The sequence below is a fragment of the Lachnospiraceae bacterium GAM79 genome (assembly GCA_020735665.1).
GTDB lineage: Bacteria > Bacillota > Clostridia > Lachnospirales > Lachnospiraceae > Coprococcus.
Genome location: CP085928.1, coordinates 2304986 through 2322991 on the forward strand (window position 1 = coordinate 2304986; position 18006 = coordinate 2322991).

20 protein-coding genes are annotated in these 18006 nt (G+C 42.6%); 1 reads left to right on the forward strand and 19 read right to left on the reverse strand.

Translation table 11 applies throughout. The features are described 5' to 3' along the window. Positions 1-36 precede the first annotated feature (36 nt). The 18 genes from LK416_10435 to glgB form a co-directional block, all read right to left on the reverse strand. Positions 37-762 carry a 1-acyl-sn-glycerol-3-phosphate acyltransferase gene (locus LK416_10435; protein ID UEA74070.1) on the reverse strand — a complete coding sequence of 242 codons (726 nt, stop codon included), beginning with the start codon at positions 760-762 and terminating at the stop codon, positions 37-39. A gap of 100 nt (positions 763-862) precedes the next feature. Then, positions 863-1270, reverse strand: coding sequence for an ATP synthase F1 subunit epsilon (atpC, locus tag LK416_10440; protein UEA74071.1), 408 nt, complete (start codon positions 1268-1270; stop codon positions 863-865). A gap of 20 nt (positions 1271-1290) precedes the next feature. Then, positions 1291-2679, reverse strand: coding sequence for a F0F1 ATP synthase subunit beta (gene atpD / locus LK416_10445; protein ID UEA74072.1), 1389 nt, complete (start codon positions 2677-2679; stop codon positions 1291-1293). Positions 2680-2692: 13 nt separating this feature from the next. Then, positions 2693-3577, reverse strand: a complete 885-nt coding sequence (gene atpG, locus LK416_10450; protein ID UEA74073.1) for an ATP synthase F1 subunit gamma — start codon at positions 3575-3577, stop codon at positions 2693-2695. Beyond that, on the reverse strand, positions 3578-5086 hold the full coding sequence (atpA, locus tag LK416_10455) for a F0F1 ATP synthase subunit alpha (protein UEA74074.1): 1509 nt from the start codon (positions 5084-5086) through the stop codon (positions 3578-3580). 6 nt (positions 5087-5092) lie between these two features. Beyond that, positions 5093-5602: an ATP synthase F1 subunit delta gene (atpH, locus tag LK416_10460; GenBank protein ID UEA74075.1), complete on the reverse strand. Its 510-nt coding sequence runs from the start codon at positions 5600-5602 to the stop codon at positions 5093-5095. Continuing rightward, positions 5583-6086, reverse strand: a complete 504-nt coding sequence (gene atpF, locus LK416_10465) for a F0F1 ATP synthase subunit B (GenBank protein ID UEA74076.1) — start codon at positions 6084-6086, stop codon at positions 5583-5585. The genes atpH and atpF overlap by 20 nt, the downstream gene beginning before the upstream one ends. Before the next feature lie 102 nt (positions 6087-6188). Continuing rightward, positions 6189-6413 carry an ATP synthase F0 subunit C gene (atpE, locus tag LK416_10470; protein ID UEA74077.1) on the reverse strand — a complete coding sequence of 75 codons (225 nt, stop codon included), beginning with the start codon at positions 6411-6413 and terminating at the stop codon, positions 6189-6191. Positions 6414-6449: 36 nt separating this feature from the next. Continuing rightward, the gene (locus tag LK416_10475; GenBank protein UEA75910.1) at positions 6450-7109 is read right to left on the reverse strand and encodes a F0F1 ATP synthase subunit A; all 660 of its coding nucleotides are present in this window, start codon (positions 7107-7109) and stop codon (positions 6450-6452) included. A gap of 74 nt (positions 7110-7183) precedes the next feature. Then, positions 7184-7657, reverse strand: a complete 474-nt coding sequence (locus tag LK416_10480; GenBank protein UEA74078.1) for a hypothetical protein — start codon at positions 7655-7657, stop codon at positions 7184-7186. A 270-nt stretch (positions 7658-7927) separates the two neighbouring features. Beyond that, positions 7928-8827 carry a Precorrin-6B methylase 2 gene (locus tag LK416_10485; protein UEA74079.1) on the reverse strand — a complete coding sequence of 300 codons (900 nt, stop codon included), beginning with the start codon at positions 8825-8827 and terminating at the stop codon, positions 7928-7930. Positions 8828-8965: 138 nt separating this feature from the next. Next, the gene (locus LK416_10490; GenBank protein UEA74080.1) at positions 8966-9499 is read right to left on the reverse strand and encodes an N-acetylmuramoyl-L-alanine amidase; all 534 of its coding nucleotides are present in this window, start codon (positions 9497-9499) and stop codon (positions 8966-8968) included. Between the two features lie 60 nt (positions 9500-9559). Further along, positions 9560-10162 (reverse strand): bifunctional phosphoserine phosphatase/homoserine phosphotransferase ThrH, encoded by a 603-nt coding sequence (thrH, locus tag LK416_10495; GenBank protein ID UEA74081.1) that lies wholly within the window; start codon positions 10160-10162, stop codon positions 9560-9562. Between the two features lie 19 nt (positions 10163-10181). After that, the gene (locus LK416_10500) at positions 10182-10385 is read right to left on the reverse strand and encodes a hypothetical protein (protein UEA74082.1); all 204 of its coding nucleotides are present in this window, start codon (positions 10383-10385) and stop codon (positions 10182-10184) included. A 488-nt stretch (positions 10386-10873) separates the two neighbouring features. Continuing rightward, positions 10874-11086 carry a hypothetical protein gene (locus tag LK416_10505; GenBank protein ID UEA74083.1) on the reverse strand — a complete coding sequence of 71 codons (213 nt, stop codon included), beginning with the start codon at positions 11084-11086 and terminating at the stop codon, positions 10874-10876. Next, positions 11074-12657 carry a zinc ribbon domain-containing protein gene (locus tag LK416_10510; protein ID UEA74084.1) on the reverse strand — a complete coding sequence of 528 codons (1584 nt, stop codon included), beginning with the start codon at positions 12655-12657 and terminating at the stop codon, positions 11074-11076. Before LK416_10510 ends, LK416_10505 begins: the two co-directional genes overlap by 13 nt. A 164-nt stretch (positions 12658-12821) precedes the next feature. Beyond that, positions 12822-14693: an aminopeptidase P family protein gene (locus LK416_10515; protein UEA75911.1), complete on the reverse strand. Its 1872-nt coding sequence runs from the start codon at positions 14691-14693 to the stop codon at positions 12822-12824. A gap of 155 nt (positions 14694-14848) precedes the next feature. After that, on the reverse strand, positions 14849-16720 hold the full coding sequence (gene glgB, locus LK416_10520; protein ID UEA74085.1) for a 1,4-alpha-glucan branching protein GlgB: 1872 nt from the start codon (positions 16718-16720) through the stop codon (positions 14849-14851). Between the two features lie 332 nt (positions 16721-17052). Between glgB and LK416_10525 the strand changes: the two genes are divergently transcribed. Further along, positions 17053-17589: a TetR/AcrR family transcriptional regulator gene (locus tag LK416_10525; protein ID UEA74086.1), complete on the forward strand. Its 537-nt coding sequence runs from the start codon at positions 17053-17055 to the stop codon at positions 17587-17589. Positions 17590-17658: 69 nt separating this feature from the next. On the opposite strand, the gene LK416_10530 is transcribed toward LK416_10525, so the two are convergent. Continuing rightward, positions 17659-17955, reverse strand: a complete 297-nt coding sequence (locus LK416_10530; protein ID UEA74087.1) for a carbon-nitrogen hydrolase family protein — start codon at positions 17953-17955, stop codon at positions 17659-17661. Between the last annotated feature and the right edge of the window lie 51 nt (positions 17956-18006).

Genomic DNA, 18006 nt, shown 5'->3' on the forward strand with positions numbered 1-18006 from the left:
AACATAACTGCTATCTCTCTTTTCTTCGGCAATCTCCTACCAGTCATTCAGGCTCTCCATCTTGTCGAGCTGGTTCTGGATCAGTGAAACTACCATATCTCTTATCTCATAGGTCTTCATATCTGCAAATGTCTCATATGGGATCGGTGGCAGAAAATGAAGCTGTGTAATAACCTTTCGGAAAGATTTTCCTTCGAATGGTTTAAATGAATCATATAATACAACCGGCACGATCGGGCATTTTGCCTTCTGTGCGATCTTGAAGCTTCCCGGCAGGAAACCTCTCAGAGAATTATGGTTATGGTCATATCCGCCTTCCGGGAAAAGAATATATCGTCTTCCCGCTTTGACCTCTGTCGCAACGTCATTAATTACCTGAACCTGCTGCCTGAGATCGGTTTTATCCAGACGCTTTGCCTTTAACAGCTCACACAACTGCGTGACGATAAACAAATGTGATCGCTTCGCATCCATTACATATGTGCATGGCTTTTCATGTACGCTTATAACACCAAGTGCATCGTACTTGCCCTGATGATTTGCAAACATGATATATCCGCCTTCTGTCGGCAGATTCTCCATGCCGGATGCAACCGTCTCGATACGCCCTCTTTTCTTTACATGCTCGATCATAACCTGTGCCATTCTGTAGCATGTCTCCTCATCATATTTCTCACCATGTCTGGCATAATATGACATCTTCGGAACATAATACAAAATCAGAAAAAAACAGGAAATGATCACTATAAAAAATCTAACCATCTACCTAAATCCCCTGAATTTACAACTCTCTGTCCAAAAGTACTGCAATATCCAACAACTGTTTTTTTGATCCGGTGCGATCCGCACCGGATCCGGCCATTTATAAATCTCTACCCGTTACCTTTAATCGCATTAACGCTCTGGAAAGAGATGCTTCTGTCTGTTTGTACTCTTTCAGACTTTCCTTCTGCCTCAAACGCTCTTTCGCACGTTCAAGTGCCTGTTCAGCACGGACTCTGTCGATATCCTCCGGACGCTCTGCAGAATCCACCAGCATCGTTACACGGTTATTTACGATCTGGGCAAATCCTTCCCCGACAACACCAAGGATCTTCTTTCCATCCGGTGTATCAATTCGGATCTCCCCGATACTGGTTGCAATGATCATATTCTCATGGTGAGGAAGGACTGCCATCTCACCATCTTCCAAAGGCAATACAAACTTCGTAACCTTATCATCAAAAAATACTTTATTACTTGATATGACTCTCAGGTAAAATGTATTCATGTCTGTCTGCCTCCTTTATCCTACTGTCCCTTTGCGGCTTTTTCTTTGACTTCTTCGATTCCGCCTACGTTAAAGAATGCCCACTCAGGATATTCATCCATCTCACCGTCTAAGATAGCCTTAAAGCCCTTTACTGTTTCTTTAAGAGGTACATATTTTCCCGGAACACCTGTAAAGTTCTCTGCTACATGGAATGGCTGTGATAAGAACTTCTGCACCTTACGTGCTCTTGTAACCGTAATCTTATCTTCCTCTGATAATTCTTCCATACCAAGAATTGCGATGATATCCTGTAATTCTCTGTATTTCTGAAGAATCTCCTGAACGCCTCTGGCTACATTATAATGTTCTTCGCCGACAACGTCCACCTCCAGAATACGGGAATTGGATTCCAGAGGATCAACAGCAGGATAGATACCCTGTTCTACGATCTTTCTGGAAAGAACGGTTGTCGCATCCAGATGTGCAAATGTAGTTGCCGGAGCCGGATCTGTCAAGTCATCGGCAGGCACATAAACTGCCTGTACGGAAGTAACGGATCCTGATTTTGTAGAAGCGATTCGCTCCTGCAATTCACCAAGCTCATTTGCCAGAGTTGGCTGATAACCAACTGCGGATGGCATACGTCCAAGCAGGGAAGAAACCTCTGATCCCGCCTGTACAAAACGGAAGATATTATCTATAAATAATAACACATCCTGATGATTTACGTCACGGAAATATTCTGCCATCGTAAGTCCTGTTTCCGCAACACGCATTCTTGCTCCAGGTGGCTCGTTCATCTGTCCAAACACTAAGGCTGTCTTGGACAATACCCCTGACTCTTTCATCTCTGTCCAAAGGTCATTACCCTCTCTGGAACGCTCACCGACACCAGTGAAGATAGAATATCCGCCATGCTCTGTTGCTACATTCTGGATCAGCTCCTGGATCAGAACGGTCTTACCTACACCGGCACCACCGAACAGACCAATCTTACCACCTTTGGCATATGGGGCAAGAAGATCGATAACCTTGATACCTGTTTCGAGAATCTCAACAACAGGGCTCTGATCCTCAAATGACGGAGGATCTCTGTGGATGACCCAGTGCTCTGTATCTGCCAGATTCGGTCCACCGTCCAGAGTGTCACCGGTTACATTAAATAATCTGCCAAGGGTATCTGTACCAACCGGAACCTTGATTCCTGATCCTGTCGGAACAACCTCCATATCTCTGGATAAGCCCTCGCTTGCTGCCAGCATGATGCATCTGACGGTATTATTTCCGATGTGCTGTGCAGCTTCCATTATGCATTTCTTTCCATGATTATCAACTTCCAGAGCATCCTTGATGTTTGGTAAATCATTATCCGGAAATTCTACGTCTACAACAGGTCCCATGACCTGTACTATTTTACCGTTTTTCAAAACATCAGACCTCCTATTTCTTATTCTGCAGAGCCTTCGCACCACCAACTACCTCGGTAATCTCCTGCGTGATCGCAGCCTGTCTGGCTCTGTTGTATTTAATACTGAGATCAGCTAACATATCTTTCGCACTTCTGGTTGCAGAATCCATTGCCATCATTCGGGAATTCTGTTCACTACAGAAGGATTCAACCAGTGCTCCATATATGAAACCTGTAATATAATTCGGAACAATTCGATCCATGACCGCTCTCGGAGAAGGTTCAATGATGATCTCCTCATGATAGACATCCGCCTGTGAGATCTTGAAATCTATCTTTCTGAACGGAAGAAGCTGGATCATCTCCGGCTCTGCCGTTACACTATTTATCATCTTCGTATAAATGATATAGACTTCATCGATCTTACCGCTTTCATAGTTTTCCAGCATCTTATCCGCAATAACCCTTGCTCTGTGAAGACTTGGGTTCTGTGCTGTATACTGGAAATGAATATCAACCGGCACATTCTTCCTTGCAAAATAATGTCTTCCCACCTGTCCGACAACATATAATTCGCTGTCCGGGTGATTTGCCAGTTCTTCTTCTGCGATCTTAATGATATTATGGTTATATGCACCTGCCATGCCCTTATCGGCTGTAACCACAATATAACCTCTTTTCGGATTTTCCTTCTTTTCATCGTCTTCATTTTCGAAATAAAGATGATCCATATCAGGAAGATGTCGTAACAGTCGTGCCAGAGAAACCTGTAAAGTATAGAAATACGGTTCCGTATTCTCCAGATCCTTCTTCGCTTTTTTCAGTTTGGAAGAAGAGATCATGTACATGGCATTTGTGATCTTCATTGTATCCTTAATGCTTTTTATTCTGTTTTGGATTTCTTTGGTACTTGCCAATTACTCCACCCTCTTCATAAACTCTTTTCCTGCTTCAAGAATATGTTCTTTCAGATCATCTGTAAGAACCTTTCCTTCTTCAATCTCTTTGATAACATCCGGTTCTGCATCCTTGAAATATGCAAGCATATCCATCTGTGTCTGCTTTACTTTCTTGATATCTACATTTAAGAACAGCTTATTTGTTGCTGCAACCAGTGTAATAACCTGCTCTGCCATACTAAGCGGATGACATAACGGCTGTTTTAACAACTCCATCAGTCCCTTACCATAAGTAAGCTGCTCCTTTGTATTCTCATCCAGATCGGAACTGAACTGGGTAAATACTTCCATCTCACGGAACTGTGCAAGATCGATACGAACGGTACCGGTTGCTTTCTTCATAGCCTTGGTCTGCGCTGCACCACCGACACGGGATACAGACAATCCTACATTTACCGCAGGACGCATACCGGAGAAAAACAGATCACTCTCAAGGAAGATCTGACCATCCGTGATGGAGATAACATTTGTAGGGATGTATGCAGATACATCACCTGCCTGTGTCTCTATAATAGGAAGGGCTGTGATCGAACCACCGCCTAATGAATCCTTTAACTTACTGGAACGCTCAAGCAGTCTGGAATGCAGATAGAATACATCACCGGGATATGCCTCACGTCCAGGGGAACGTCCAAGTAACAGGGACAGTGTTCTGTATGCTACTGCATGCTTTGACAGATCATCGTATACGATGAGCACGTCTTTTCCCTTATGCATAAAATATTCTGCCATCGATGTTCCTGCATATGGTGCTATATACTGAAGCGGTGCAGGATCACTGGCTGTTGATGCTACAATGATCGTATAGTCCATTGCATCGTTTTTCTCAAGTGTGGAAACAATCTTTGCAACGGTGGATGCCTTCTGACCGATCGCTACATAGATGCAGACAACATCCTTTCCACGCTGGTTGATGATCGTATCAAGTGCGATCGAAGTCTTACCGGTCTGACGATCACCGATGATCAGCTCACGCTGTCCTTTACCGATCGGGAACATGGAATCGATTGACAGGATACCGGTCTGAAGTGGTTCATTGACCGACTGTCTGTCTGCGATACTTGGTGCTTCCTGCTCAACCGGCATGTAATCTGCCTCTTTGATCGCTCCCTTACCATCAATTGGTGCACCCAATGCATTGATGATTCTTCCAAGGAATTCTTCACCTACCGGTACGCCGGCTCTCTTACCTGTTCTGGTAACCTTTGTACCTTCTTTTATTCCGGTATCTTTTCCGAACAGGATACATCCGATCTCGGTTCTTCTGATATCCTGTACCATACCCTTGATACCATTTTCAAATACTACAATCTCACCATACATGGCATTATCAATACCATATATCGTTACTATTCCATCTCCTACCCAGATGACAGTTCCTACTTCTTTGTCCCGGGTGTCGAAGTCAAAATTCTCTATCTCACTTTTCAGTATGGAGATAATATCTCCTGAACTTATTGAACTCAAATCTTATCACCTCGTAACCAATCTTTGTGTAAGCCGCTTACATCTGCCTGCCAGACTCCAGTCATATTCCTTATTTCCGACCTTAATAATAAAGCCTCCAATCAGACTGTCGTTCTTCTCCAATGTCAGTTCCACATCTGAGGTCTTATATTTCTTTTTCAGAAAATCTTCAATCCCCTTCTTCTGTGCCTCCGTTGGAGGTGTCACATAATAAAGGGTTGCAAGAAGGACATCCGCCTTCTTCTTTATAAGAACTCTGTATTCTCTGCATATCTCAAAGAACTGATCAAAATCAGAATTGTTGCAAAGTACCTTTAAGAATTTTACCGTAGTCTTTGAACCGTCGAATATCTTATCGATGATTTCTGATTTCTTTTCTCTGCTGACAACCGGACACGTAAGTGCCTCCTGTAATTCAGGATTCTCCCTGACAACTGCTTCCATGTCTGAAAGCTCAGCCGCATCAATATTCAGCTCGCACAAAACTTCAGCATAATTAATTGCTTTCTGTGTCATGGGCCTCACCTGCTTTTTCTATAAACTCATCATATAGTGACTGATTTTTCGCGTCATTTGAGTCTTCACCCAGAATCTTAGCCGCTGCCGACATTGCAAGCTCTGCAACCTGAGATTCCATATCGCTCAAAGCCTTTTCACGCTGTACTTCTATAGTTTTTTCCGCATCCTTGATCATACGGTTTGATTTCTCGCCTGCATCTGCCACAATCCTGTTATATTCATTCTGTGCAGCCTGTCTGGATTTATCCCGCATGGTATCACATTCATCCTGAACACCTGCGAGAGTATCTTCATATTGCTGCTTCAGTTTCATGGCATCATCCTTCGTCTGATTGGCATTCGCGATCGAGGATTTGATCATCTCTTCACGTTCTGCCATGATCTTATTGATCGGACCGATCAGGAATTTCTTTAACAGAAGAAACAAAACTATAATATTAATTATGGTTATGGCTATGGACGAGACACTTAAATTTATCATTTAATGACCTCCTGCCTTTCTGTCTGTTTTCGTTATCCGACAATTACGATTCCTTAATATCTATTATGATATAGTGTCGCAATCATCATATTCTTATAAATATTATTTCAGAAGAAGAATGATCAAAAGACCAATTACCAGACCGTAAACGGCTGTTGCCTCTGCAAGTGCTCCACCGATGATCAGAAGCTTTGTGATCTTACTGTCTGCTTCCGGCTGTCTTGCTACTGCTTCTACTGCCTTTGATGTTGCGATTCCAAGTCCGATACCTGCTCCAATACCTGTTAATACTGCTATAGCAGCTCCAATTGCGATTACTGTATTCATAATTATTATCTCCTTTTCATTTTCCTTATTTTAATCTTAGTCTTCTCCCAATCCTTCCTGCATGTAGAGTGCAGTTAAGAATGTGAATACAAATGCCTGAAGTAAGCCATCAAAGATATCAAAATAAAGGCTTAACGGAATAGGCACAATGACAGGCGCTACCGCCTCAATTAATTTCATTACAACAAATGCACCTAAAACATTGCCGAACAATCGCATACATAACGACAATGGTTTTATTACAATCTCCATTACATTTATAGGTGCTACTATTGCTACCGGCTCTGCAAAGCTCTTAAGCCAGCCTTTCGGTCCCCTGCTTCTGATACAGACAACCTGAACCATGACTATACTCATGATCGCCAGTGCTGCTGTTACGTTCAGATCCTTGGTTGGTGGTTTAAATCCAAATATACCTGCGATATTTGCCATTCCGATATACAAAATGACAGTGATCAGATACGGTATATATGCCTTACCTTTTTCTCCCATAACGTCACTAAACAGATTATTAAATGTCGTAATGATCGACTCCAGAGCAAGCTGTTTCTTTCCCGGATTCTCAACTTTCAGATTCCGGACAAGTATAACGGACAACAGAACAAGTACCGCCATAATGATCCATGTTACCACGATTGATTCCGAGATCGGGATTCCACCAAAAATTGGAATGGTAAAGAGAGTCTCGCAATTCAGCTCCTCTGTTAACTTTTCTGCAAGGTCACCCGTAGGTCTTCACTTCCTCTCATGTAATTTTTTCAAAGGGCATACTAACTGTTAAGGATATTTATTACTTCTCTTGCATCACTCTCGGAAAATCCTTTTACCGTATTCTCCGTATTGATCCAGTAATCAGCAAGTCCAACTCTGTCCCAGTCTGAATCCATGTCATCTAAGATCACCAGCCTGTCCACATCGTGTTGGTCTACATAGTCCTTAACCTCAAAGCACCGTCCATAATCCTCATACTTGCCGGATATATGTTCCTGCGGCGGAGTTACATCGGATATAACGAGACCTTCCTCCTTAAGCTTCAGGATCAGCTCCTGTGCTCTCTCGTCACATACCGGATCTTTCATAACCTCTTTCCGCCAGTTAAAGATCGCTACCAGCTTCGCATCTGTTGCCTTTACAACATCTGCAAGGTTTTTTACATTTTTTCTGTCAACGGTTTCACCCGGATTGTTACAGATGAATTTGTTTGAATTTAACACACCGTCAATGTCGAAAAAAATGGCTTTCATTTGAATTTCCTCCTGCATTCTTCCATGTGCTTCCAGTTGTCCTTTAAACAACAACGTATTATAGCACACCATTTTTTATTTTTCACCTTTTATTAATTTATTAATAAAAAATATATTTCTAAACTTTTTATAAAAAAATCATAACTGATTCTACTCTGTAAAGTAAAATAGCCCCATCCTTTTCAGGCTTTCTTCTGTTTTTTACGTTGTCTATAAAACAGAAGAAAACTCTTACCGGAGAATGGGGCTTTATTTCTGAATATCTATGTTCTATTCAGCCCCACCTGTAATGATCCATGGTGCCGGCTGAGCAACAAATACATTTTCTTTATTTGTTTTGGATACGTTGATCTGTAACGCTTCCATATTCTGAATACCGAATTTGTCAAAAATCAGCTTGGTCTCTGCAAGGATACCAAGATCTAATGTGTAGATAACAAACTGCATCTGCGGATTGATCGCAAGCAGGCGTTCAATATCAGATTCCAGATAATGATTCGCAACGATAAATGCAAGTCTTGGTACCGGAATCTTACTTAAGGATTCTTCGCTCATATCCGGAATGATCTGCACGTTATGAACTCCAAACTTCTCAACATTTTCCTCCATAGATCTTCTGGAACCGCTGTCCGGCTCTACTGCAATGATCTGACCTTCGCTCGCTGTGATCGCAGCTTCGATAACGATACTCTCTGCCATCAGAGCAAGAATCGTGTCATGAGTATCTACACCGAGAATACTCATGATAACCGCGCGGATCTCATTGCATACATAATGAACCGATCCCTTTGTAAACAGATCATTCTTCATACCGTACCGTACGGATTCTCTGGTCTTCTCGTTTACGATAAATATAACCGTCGGTTCGGATATCTTCTTATTAATAACATTCTTGAGCTTTGCATTTGTAAGTTCACTTCCCGGCTCTGTTCCTTCGCCAATCCAGATATCATATTCGCCAAATCCCGCTTCCCATAATGTATAGAAGAGATCTTCATGACTGGCATCAGTATAGATCAGAACCCGCTTATGTGTATCAATCGTTGGCACGACATTTTTCTGTCTGCCGCAGATATTAAGCATCTTTATCTTCTCCGGGCTGACATCCATCTTATTTGCAAAGAAGCCAAGCCAGTTCAACATGCCTGAATTACTGAACGTATTTTTCATTGTTTTCTACCCCACTTTTCTATCGTATTTTCCAATCAGATAACCTTCTCCAATCGGATTGTCGTTTTCTAAAACAGTCTTTATAATTATACAATTTTTCTCGTTAACTGTAAATTCTTTTGTGCGTTTTTCACACATCTATCCACGAAGTGTTTCATCAATTCCGAGTGCGATCGCATTCACGATATCTTCAAACCGGTAATCAAACAGATAATTATCCTTATCACTGTCAATAAATCCAGTCTCGATCAGAATTGCCGGCATCGTTGTCCGGCGCAGAACAGCCAGATTCTTCCGTTCCTCAACTCCCAGATTCTCAAATCCGATCTTTGCAAGCTCTGCATCCACATTTTCTGCCATTTCATATGCAATCCCTGATGTATTATAAACCAAGGTTTCCACCCCGCTATATTTGTTCGGATACGGTGCAGCATTCCGGTGCAGGGAGATAAAATAATCCGAACCGCTCTCATTTCCGATCTGTGCTTTTCTTGTCGGTGAATCATAGACATCTGTCGTTCTCGTAAATTCCACGTCATAACCAAGCTCCGACAACGCATCACCGAGTGCCAAAGCCAGATTCAGGTTGTCATTCTTCTCCGTTCTTCCATTATAAGATGCCCCATTGTCAAATCCACCATGTCCGGCATCGATCATTATTTTTATAGCCATAAAAAACCTGCATACTCTGTTTGCTACAGTATATGCAGGTTTCTTGTTATATGTACTTAATTAAGCCAATACTTTCTTGATGGCTGCGAGCAGTTCATCATATGTCTCATAAGCCGGAAGATCAGGATTATCTGCTTTGATCTGATCGGTACTCTTAAAGAGGAATCCGGCCTTGCTTGCACGGATCATTCCAAGATCGTTGTGGCTGTCACCACTTGCGATCGTATCATAACCGATAGACTGAAGTGCCTTTACGGTTGTGTATTTGGATTTCTCACAACGCATCTTAAAGCCTGTGATCTCTCCATTTTCTGCTACCTCTAATGAGTTGCAGAAGATTGTCGGCCAGCCAAGCTTCTTCATAAGTGGGCTTGCAAACTGTGTAAATGTGTCACTGATAATGATAACCTGTGTCATGGAACGAAGCTCATCTAAGAATTCCTTTGCACCTGGGATCGGATCGATCTTTGCGATCGTTTCCTGAATCTCTTTTAAGCCAAGTCCATGTTCTTTTAATATACCAAGACGCCAGTTCATTAATTTGTCGTAATCCGGCTCATCTCTTGTTGTTCTCTTTAACTCCGGGATTCCGCTTGCCTCTGCAAATGCGATCCAAATCTCCGGTACTAATACGCCTTCCAAATCCAAACATACAATGTCCATTTCGGGTTCCTCCTGTTATCTACATTCTCGCTTCATTATAATATACCGCCTGCCATTCTGCAATACCTTTGCCAGCAGAAGGACTGACAGGGTTATATTGCAACATGACCATCCATATAAAAAGATTCGCTTCGTTTCCTACTCGATACATATGCCTGATACGCTCATGCTCCTGTGCAAACTCGTCCTTCGGACTCAGACATGCACCCGCATTCGCTGGCAATATGTATCTCATCACGGAAACTACACTTAATATCTTTTCTATATGGGTAGTCATATTGCAATTATTACCCTGTCAGTCCTTCTTGCTGTATTTTTTATATATTCGAATGGCATATATTAGTTTCTACAACCAGCCGCACCCATATACAGGAATTGCCTATATTCCACGTTTTATTCTTCTACCAATATACGCAGAAAATCCTGCATATTTGTAAGATACAAAATTTCTCGGATATCAGCTGCAATGCTGCACTGGCTTCCTTGTTTGATAAGATATCCGGCTTTTTTCTGTTATGAGATACATATTGCCGGCGAATGCGGGTGCATGTCTGAGCTCGAAGAGCGAGTTTGCACAGGAGCATGAGCAGATCAGGTATATGTATCGAATAAGAAAAAAGCGTATCTTTCAAACAAAGAAGCCAGTGCGGCATTGTAGCTGATATTCAAGATATTCCCCCCACAAATATGCAGGATTTTCCCTCTTATTAATCAGAAGAATAAAATCTTGTGGCCCTGGTCGATCTGATAGTAGGAGATTTTGTGCTGTTGGGCAAATTCCTTCTCTGTCTCCGTCTCACCATGAAGATTGGAGCGAAGCATCCATGATAACAGTATGCCTGCTGCAACCAGACCGCCACAGACGAGCCCTTGTATAACAGAAAATAGTTTCCATACGGACAAAAAAATATTTATCGTATCCATGTCTTATCCTGCCTTTCTTTTACATATTCCTTCGTTGTATCGGAGGTCAGTCGTTCTTTATCATGCTTATACTTTCTATATTTACGGAGATTTTTGGTAAAAAAACCTGCTGCCAGCACAAAAGGCAACACAACAAAATGTCCGCCAAATTCAGAAAAGAACCCATAACCACTTATAATTCCCTGATTCACTTCGGTAAATAAAATCACCCCAATTGTACAGCATATCACTCCAAGTATCACAGCATCCGAGATAAAGCTCCGCTTATTGACCGGAATATTTCCAACTACCTTTCCGGTCTGCCCATTTACCAGAATCGTATAAAGCTCATGTTTATACCAGAAGGTCATGAACCATGCAGGAAGGAGTGCATACTCAATTTTATCCACGCTGTACTGTTCAATGCTCCTCTCTATGTAAGTCGTTCCTGTATCTTCTATCATCGCTTTGTCCATCGCAGCACTGATTCTCTGATGAATCTCCGGTGCCGCTTCTCTGGATGGTACATCATATCGATCTGCATAGAATCCCGACAGGTAAGATGGATCAAATGGTTTCATTTCCGTCATATAATATGGTTCCAGTCGACCGGATAGCCGATCATCTAATTTTCTGGATGCATCAAATGTAACCCGGTCAAAATTACCATATGCATCTGCATACATATCGGTTCTTTGATTTATCCCCGCAGAAAAGCTTCTCTTCTCTGATTCATATTTCTGATTCTGAAATGATCCCGGATACATACCTACCTTCTTCGTTGTCTGCAGCATCGAATAAAAGGATTGATCTCTGTCTGCTCCGGCATTAAAGATATTTGTCGGCTCTTTCTTCTCTTCATCACTTGATACTAAATGCAGATTGGCCTTTTTTCTCATATATGCTGTATACAGCCAATATGGAATATAGATTCCACGGATCTTGTCAATCTTCGGATGCTTGATCTCTCTTGGCACATATCTGCCTGTACCAAATCTCTCTTTGATCGCATCCACTGCCTGCTGTTCCGTTATGGAAAATGGAATGATATAATCCGGCCATACTTCCTTCGATTCACGGTCAAATATAACCGTCGGCTGTCCACAGAACGAACAAAAAGTTGCCCGCTCATTTCCATGGATCATAATCTGTGCTCCGCAGGAAGTACAGCGGAATATCTGAACCGACATCAGTCGTTCTCCCTGCATCTCTCCCCGGTCACCTGTATAAGCAGTGTCTTGTGCCTGCTGCTCTGATTTTTCTGATATATCTTCTGCTTCCGTCCGTTTTGATGCAGCCGATATATCTTCCGGTCTGTTATTCCGCATCTCAAATGCCAACAGATCTGCATCCCAGTCAGGATTGATCTGGATTTCCTTCTCTCCATGCCACTTCTGATCTTTATCAAGACCAAACCACAGATCATCAAATGATCGTTTTCCGTCTTCTTTTTCCTCTGTATCCGAATCAGCATCTTTTAACGTCATCCGAAATCTACGTTCACTTGTTTGACCACATTGTGTACATTTCATTTTTCCGAGATCCGGATCATATACCAGCACACCCCCGCATGCCTCACACTTATAGATCATATGTTTCTCCCCTTGAAATTCATCAAATTTTATTATGATATTTTAAGATGTTTCTATTATCCTTTCATGCACGCTTTCACCATTTCCCAGCAAGAAATCTAGTTTCCATATAATCCGCGTCATGTTAAAAGTTTCCATAAATACTCGATTCATCTTTAATTTAATTAATATTTTTTCGATACAGGACTCGTTGCCTGCTCCAACCATATACGTTCTTCCTCCGTCAGATGTGGAGCAATCTTCTCATACACATTCTTGTGATATTCATTCAATCGTTGGAGCTCACGATCTGTCATCAGTTCCGGTATCAAAGCTTCGGTGTCAAACGGAACCCAGGTCAGCGTTTCAAATTCCAGAAATGTTCCATTTGCTTCCGCTTCTTTCAAGAATACCTCCGGAAGCTTGCCTGTCGGTTTCCCTACTTTCTTACAAAGAACCAGATTCTCATGACGGATACCAAACCTTCCTTCTATATATAAGCCCGGTTCATCTGATGTGATCATACCTTCTTCGAATACTGCTGTCGGTCTGCGTTCTTCCATGATTCGGAAGTGTATCCTGTTTGGTCCTTCGTGTACATTTAACAGATATCCGACTCCATGACCGGTGCCGTGATTGAAATCCAGGCCATACCGCCACAGTGGTTCACGCGCCAGATAATCGAGATTCTCACCACGCGTTCCATGCTTAAATCTTGCTGCTGCCAGATTCAGATGTCCGATCAGCACCAGTGTATATGCCCATTTCTCTTCCTCTGTCAGAGTTCCGAGCGTGATCGTTCTGGTGATATCAGTCGTTCCCTCCATGTAATGACCGCCACTGTCTACTAATAAGAAGCTCTCCGGTTTTAATTCGACATTTGTCTCCTCTGTCGGTTCATAATGTACGATCGCGCCATGTGGACCATATGCAGATATCGTTTCAAAGCTCGGCTCGATATACCCCTTTTGCTCTTTTCGAAAAGACTCTAGCTTCTCTGCTGCCGAAAGCTCCGTGATTGTCTCTGTTCCGATATGATGCTTGAGCCAGTAGATAAATTTCGTTACAGCAACTCCATCCTTAATATGCGCATTCCGTTCATTTTCACACTCTACTGAATTCTTCTGTGCTTTCATCAACTGAACAGCAGACGGTTCATCGAACACTGATATACCATCCGGTATACAACTTCTTAATCTATAATTGGTCTGGCAGCCATCCAGCAATACCGTCATCTGCTCTTCCTGTTTATGCGTATGAATAATCTCCGGCAACCGCTTCAGATCCGTATAGATTTCATTATACGGATAAATCGTAATTCCATCAACGACAAGTTTGCGGATGATTTCATTGTTTAAAATCGCATCATTGATATATAAACGGCAGGCTTCATCTGCGATCAGCATATATGACAGGAATACCGGATTACAGTCTATATCATTGCCCCGCAGATTCAGAAGCCACGCGATCTCGTCCAGCGCAGAGATCACCCGGACATCCGCGCCTGCGGATCTTATTGACGCTCTGACACGCGCAAGCTTATCCGCACGGGTTTCACCTGTGTATGAAAACGGTAATTCAAATACCGGCTCATGTGACAGCTCCGGTCTGTCCGCCCAGAGTTCATCGACCAGATCCAGGTCACCATTTAAAGTAACCTTTTTATCGCCCAGTTTGCCAAGCATCCTGTCAGCAAAATCCAGACTGACGGTTCTTCCGTCAAATCCTACAACCTTTTCCGGTTCCAGATGGTCGTACAAATATTCCTCGATCGTTGGAACGCCCGGCTGTCCACTCTTCATCAGTTCGATCGTACTGCCTGCAAGCTGTGCTTCCGCCTGAATGAAATACCGTCCATCTGTAAACAATGCCGCCGTATCAGGGAGCACAACCAGTATTCCGGCAGATCCTGTAAACCCGGACATATATTCTCTTTCCCTGAAATATGCTCCAACATATTCGGACGCATGAAAGTCATCCGTTGTGATCACATAAGCATCTACGCCTGTTTCATTCATTTTCTCACGCAGCCCTGCAAGCTTCTCTGTTGTCGTCATCATATTCACCTTCTCATGTTCTATATATTCAGATCTTTTTTATGTGTTCAAACAATGTTCTGTATATTTGCAACGATCAAAACCATATCTCTGTCTAAAGTTTCCGATTACTAATATCAAAATATCCAGACATACACATGGTCGTTCACGAATGTCTAATCGACCGGTTTCAGGTAAATTCCGGAAAATGCCGGAAGGTCAAATCCGAAATCTCCATTTACACCTTTGATCGTCTTTTCTGTATCTTTTGTGCTTCCCCCAAATTTATTCCAGTCACTGTTGATTAGTACCTTCATTGTATCACCATTTCCATAATTAAAGTGATAATTTTTATATACAAGTCCCGACAGGTTTAATACAACGATCACCTTATCTTCATTTACTTCACGCTGAAAGATATAGACAACATCATTTTCCTTACCGCAAAGGATCCATGCAAATCCGTTCGGATCATCATCCCATGCAGATAATGCCGGCTCTTTCATATAAATCTTATTCAGTGCTTTCATGTACTGGTGGAAGGAATCATGGTTCGGATATTTCAAAAGATCCCAGTCCTGCTCGCGCTTCTCATCCCATTCACGGAACTGTCCGATCTCATTTCCCATAAAGTTCAGCTTCTTGCCCGGATGCGCATACATATAAGCATATAATGCCTTTGCCTGTGGGAACTTTTCTTCATACATACCCGCCATCTTCTGAATGATCGTTGCCTTTCCATGTACAACCTCATCGTGTGACAAAGGAAGCAGATACCGTTCGTTATAGTTATACATCATCGAGAATGTCAGGTCATGATAATGCTCGCCGCGGACAAATGGAAGTGTACGGAAGAAATTCAGTGTATCATTCATCCAGCCCATATCCCATTTGTAATCAAAGCCCAGTCCACCATATTTTGTTTCTTTCGTTGTACCCTTAAAGTCTGTCGAGTCTTCGGCACACAGGATGATCGAAGGATGACGATCCTTTAACCCCTGATTCATATTCCGGATAAAATCAACCGCCCGGTCATTTACACCACGGCTCTCATCGCCCATCCAGTAGATGATACGGCTGATCGCATCCATACGAAGTCCGTCAAAATGATACTCTGACAGCCAGTAATTCGCCGCAGACTGTAAGAAGCTCCGCACTTCTCCTTTGGAATGAATGAAGTTCATGCTTCCCCACTCACTGTATCCCACATCGTTGCTTGGATATTCATACAATGCCGTGCCATCATATCTGGCAAGTCCATAGCCATCAAGTGCGAAATGAACCGGAACAAAATCAAGAATTGTGCCAATATTATGCTGATGCAGAATATCGATCATTTCCTTCAGGTCATCTGCTGTTCCATATCTGGATGTCGGACTGAAAAATCCGGTATTCTGATAGCCCCAGGACTGATCGGACGGATGCTCGGAGAGCGGCATGAACTCTACATAATTATATCCCTGCTCTTTCACATATTCCGCAAGCATCGGAGCGATCTCCTTATAGGTATACCAGCTCTCCTCTACCCGGTTGCTCTCTGCGATCTCCTCCGGTGTCAGCGGATTTCCCTGTTCATCAAAGACCGGTTTTGTGCGCCAGGAACCCAGATGAACTTCATAGATGTTAAGTGGACTTCCCTGACATACACTACGGTTCTTCATCCATTTGGCATCATGGAAACGATAAGTATCCATATCCCGGATAATGGATGCAAATGCCGGACGCAGCTCCATGCCGAAGCCATACGGATCACAATGCTCCATGCTGCTGCCGTCTCTGTGATAGATCTTATATTTGTACATCATGCCCGGTCTTGCTTCCGGCACAAATACCTTGAAAAAGCTGCCGTCATAACAGCGTTCCATGACCGTCTCGTTCCAGTCGTTGAATTCACCGATCACATTTACCCCCAGTGCATTCGGTGCATATGTAACAAATTCCACACCACTGACAACTGTCTTCTTTCCTGTGATCTCTTTCTTCACATGCGCCCCTAGTTCTCTATATGCATCAAAGCTTCTTCCGGAATAAAATTCGTAAATGTCCATACTCTTCTCCTTTGTATTTATACAGATGATTCCTGCACGGGCAGTTTGACCTTACCAACTAGTGGCATTTGAAGCCGCCGGTCCTTAGATGGCGCATAAGCGGCATCTTAGTACCGCTGCAGGCTGAAACGAGCGAGAGCGTCCACATGTTGGCAAGGTCGAACTGCCCGTGTAGGAATCATCTGTTTTGTTTCTTTATTGACTATAGTAAATTTATAGATTAAAATAGACATGTTTATTATATGAGATTACAAAAGCTGACACCATAGCCAATAATTGAATAACGTCAATTTATTGACCATAGTCAACAAATAGTAAATCAGGAGATCGCAATGGATTTAAGAATACAGAAAACCAAGAACAGCATTTTCAGTGCTTTTATAGAATTACGTGCGGCAAAACCGCTCGAAAAGATTACGATCCGGGAGCTGACCCAGAAAGCAAATATCAGCAAACAGACATTTTATCTTCATTTTAAAGATATCTACGATCTATCGGAATATCTGGAAAATGATGCGATCACGTCACTGGTTGCAGACATTCCAAATCCGGATCTTATCATCACAGATCCGGCTGCCGCAGCCAGACTGCTCTGTACCGCATTTATCACACAGGGACATCTGTTCAACATTCTTTTCCCGGATGATGACAGAAGCTGTGGTGTGCTCACCAACAAACTGGAAGCCCGCATTAAGGAACTGATCTTTATCACGCATCCGGAATTCAAAGACAATCTGGAGAAAAATATCACAATTTCTCTGCTGATTCAGGGAAGCGTACATACTTTCTTAAAATATAAGGAAGAAGATACCGAGCAGGTGATCGAGATTCTTGCCGATACCATCGGAAGGATTGCCGACCATTCTTAATATATTAACGATAAAGAGCTGCCACCAGTATATACGCCTATTATTCCGCAAAGCACTTGCGTTCTATTTTCACGTAACAGTACTAAACTCCCTGCGTCTGAGCTGTGTATATGGCTTTGATGCCCGTATCTTTTTTACGGTTGACAGATCTGCGTCTACATATACGATCTGCTCTGTATCATCAGCTTTTGTAAGAACATTTCCATGCGCATCAACCACGATCGATTCTCCGGAAAAGTGCATCTCATCCTCTGCCCCGACACGATTACACATAGCAGGCATAACACTGTTCTGAAATGCCTGAACACGCAGCTCCCACTCAAACATCTCGGAAGGTTCTGCCTTTGTATTAACTGTCGGGATCAAAATAAGAACCGCACCTTGCCAACCCACGCATGCTATTGTATAGTTAAAATA

Excerpts from the sequence above, each read along its gene's own strand:
- LK416_10435 (UEA74070.1), bottom strand. The coding sequence starts at position 762 with ATGGTTAGATTTTTTATAGTGATCATTTCCTGTTTTTTTCTGATTTTG.
- atpC (UEA74071.1), bottom strand. The coding sequence starts at position 1,270 with ATGAATACATTTTACCTGAGAGTCATATCAAGTAATAAAGTATTTTTT.
- atpH (UEA74075.1), bottom strand. The coding sequence starts at position 5,602 with ATGACACAGAAAGCAATTAATTATGCTGAAGTTTTGTGCGAGCTGAAT.
- atpF (UEA74076.1), bottom strand. The coding sequence starts at position 6,086 with ATGATAAATTTAAGTGTCTCGTCCATAGCCATAACCATAATTAATATT.
- atpE (UEA74077.1), bottom strand. The coding sequence starts at position 6,413 with ATGAATACAGTAATCGCAATTGGAGCTGCTATAGCAGTATTAACAGGT.
- LK416_10480 (UEA74078.1), bottom strand. The coding sequence starts at position 7,657 with ATGAAAGCCATTTTTTTCGACATTGACGGTGTGTTAAATTCAAACAAA.
- LK416_10485 (UEA74079.1), bottom strand. The coding sequence starts at position 8,827 with ATGAAAAATACGTTCAGTAATTCAGGCATGTTGAACTGGCTTGGCTTC.
- LK416_10490 (UEA74080.1), bottom strand. The coding sequence starts at position 9,499 with ATGGCTATAAAAATAATGATCGATGCCGGACATGGTGGATTTGACAAT.
- thrH (UEA74081.1), bottom strand. The coding sequence starts at position 10,162 with ATGGACATTGTATGTTTGGATTTGGAAGGCGTATTAGTACCGGAGATT.
- LK416_10505 (UEA74083.1), bottom strand. The coding sequence starts at position 11,086 with ATGGATACGATAAATATTTTTTTGTCCGTATGGAAACTATTTTCTGTT.
- LK416_10510 (UEA74084.1), bottom strand. The coding sequence starts at position 12,657 with ATGATCTATAAGTGTGAGGCATGCGGGGGTGTGCTGGTATATGATCCG.
- LK416_10515 (UEA75911.1), bottom strand. The coding sequence starts at position 14,693 with ATGACGACAACAGAGAAGCTTGCAGGGCTGCGTGAGAAAATGAATGAA.
- glgB (UEA74085.1), bottom strand. The coding sequence starts at position 16,720 with ATGGACATTTACGAATTTTATTCCGGAAGAAGCTTTGATGCATATAGA.
- LK416_10525 (UEA74086.1), top strand. The coding sequence starts at position 17,053 with ATGGATTTAAGAATACAGAAAACCAAGAACAGCATTTTCAGTGCTTTT.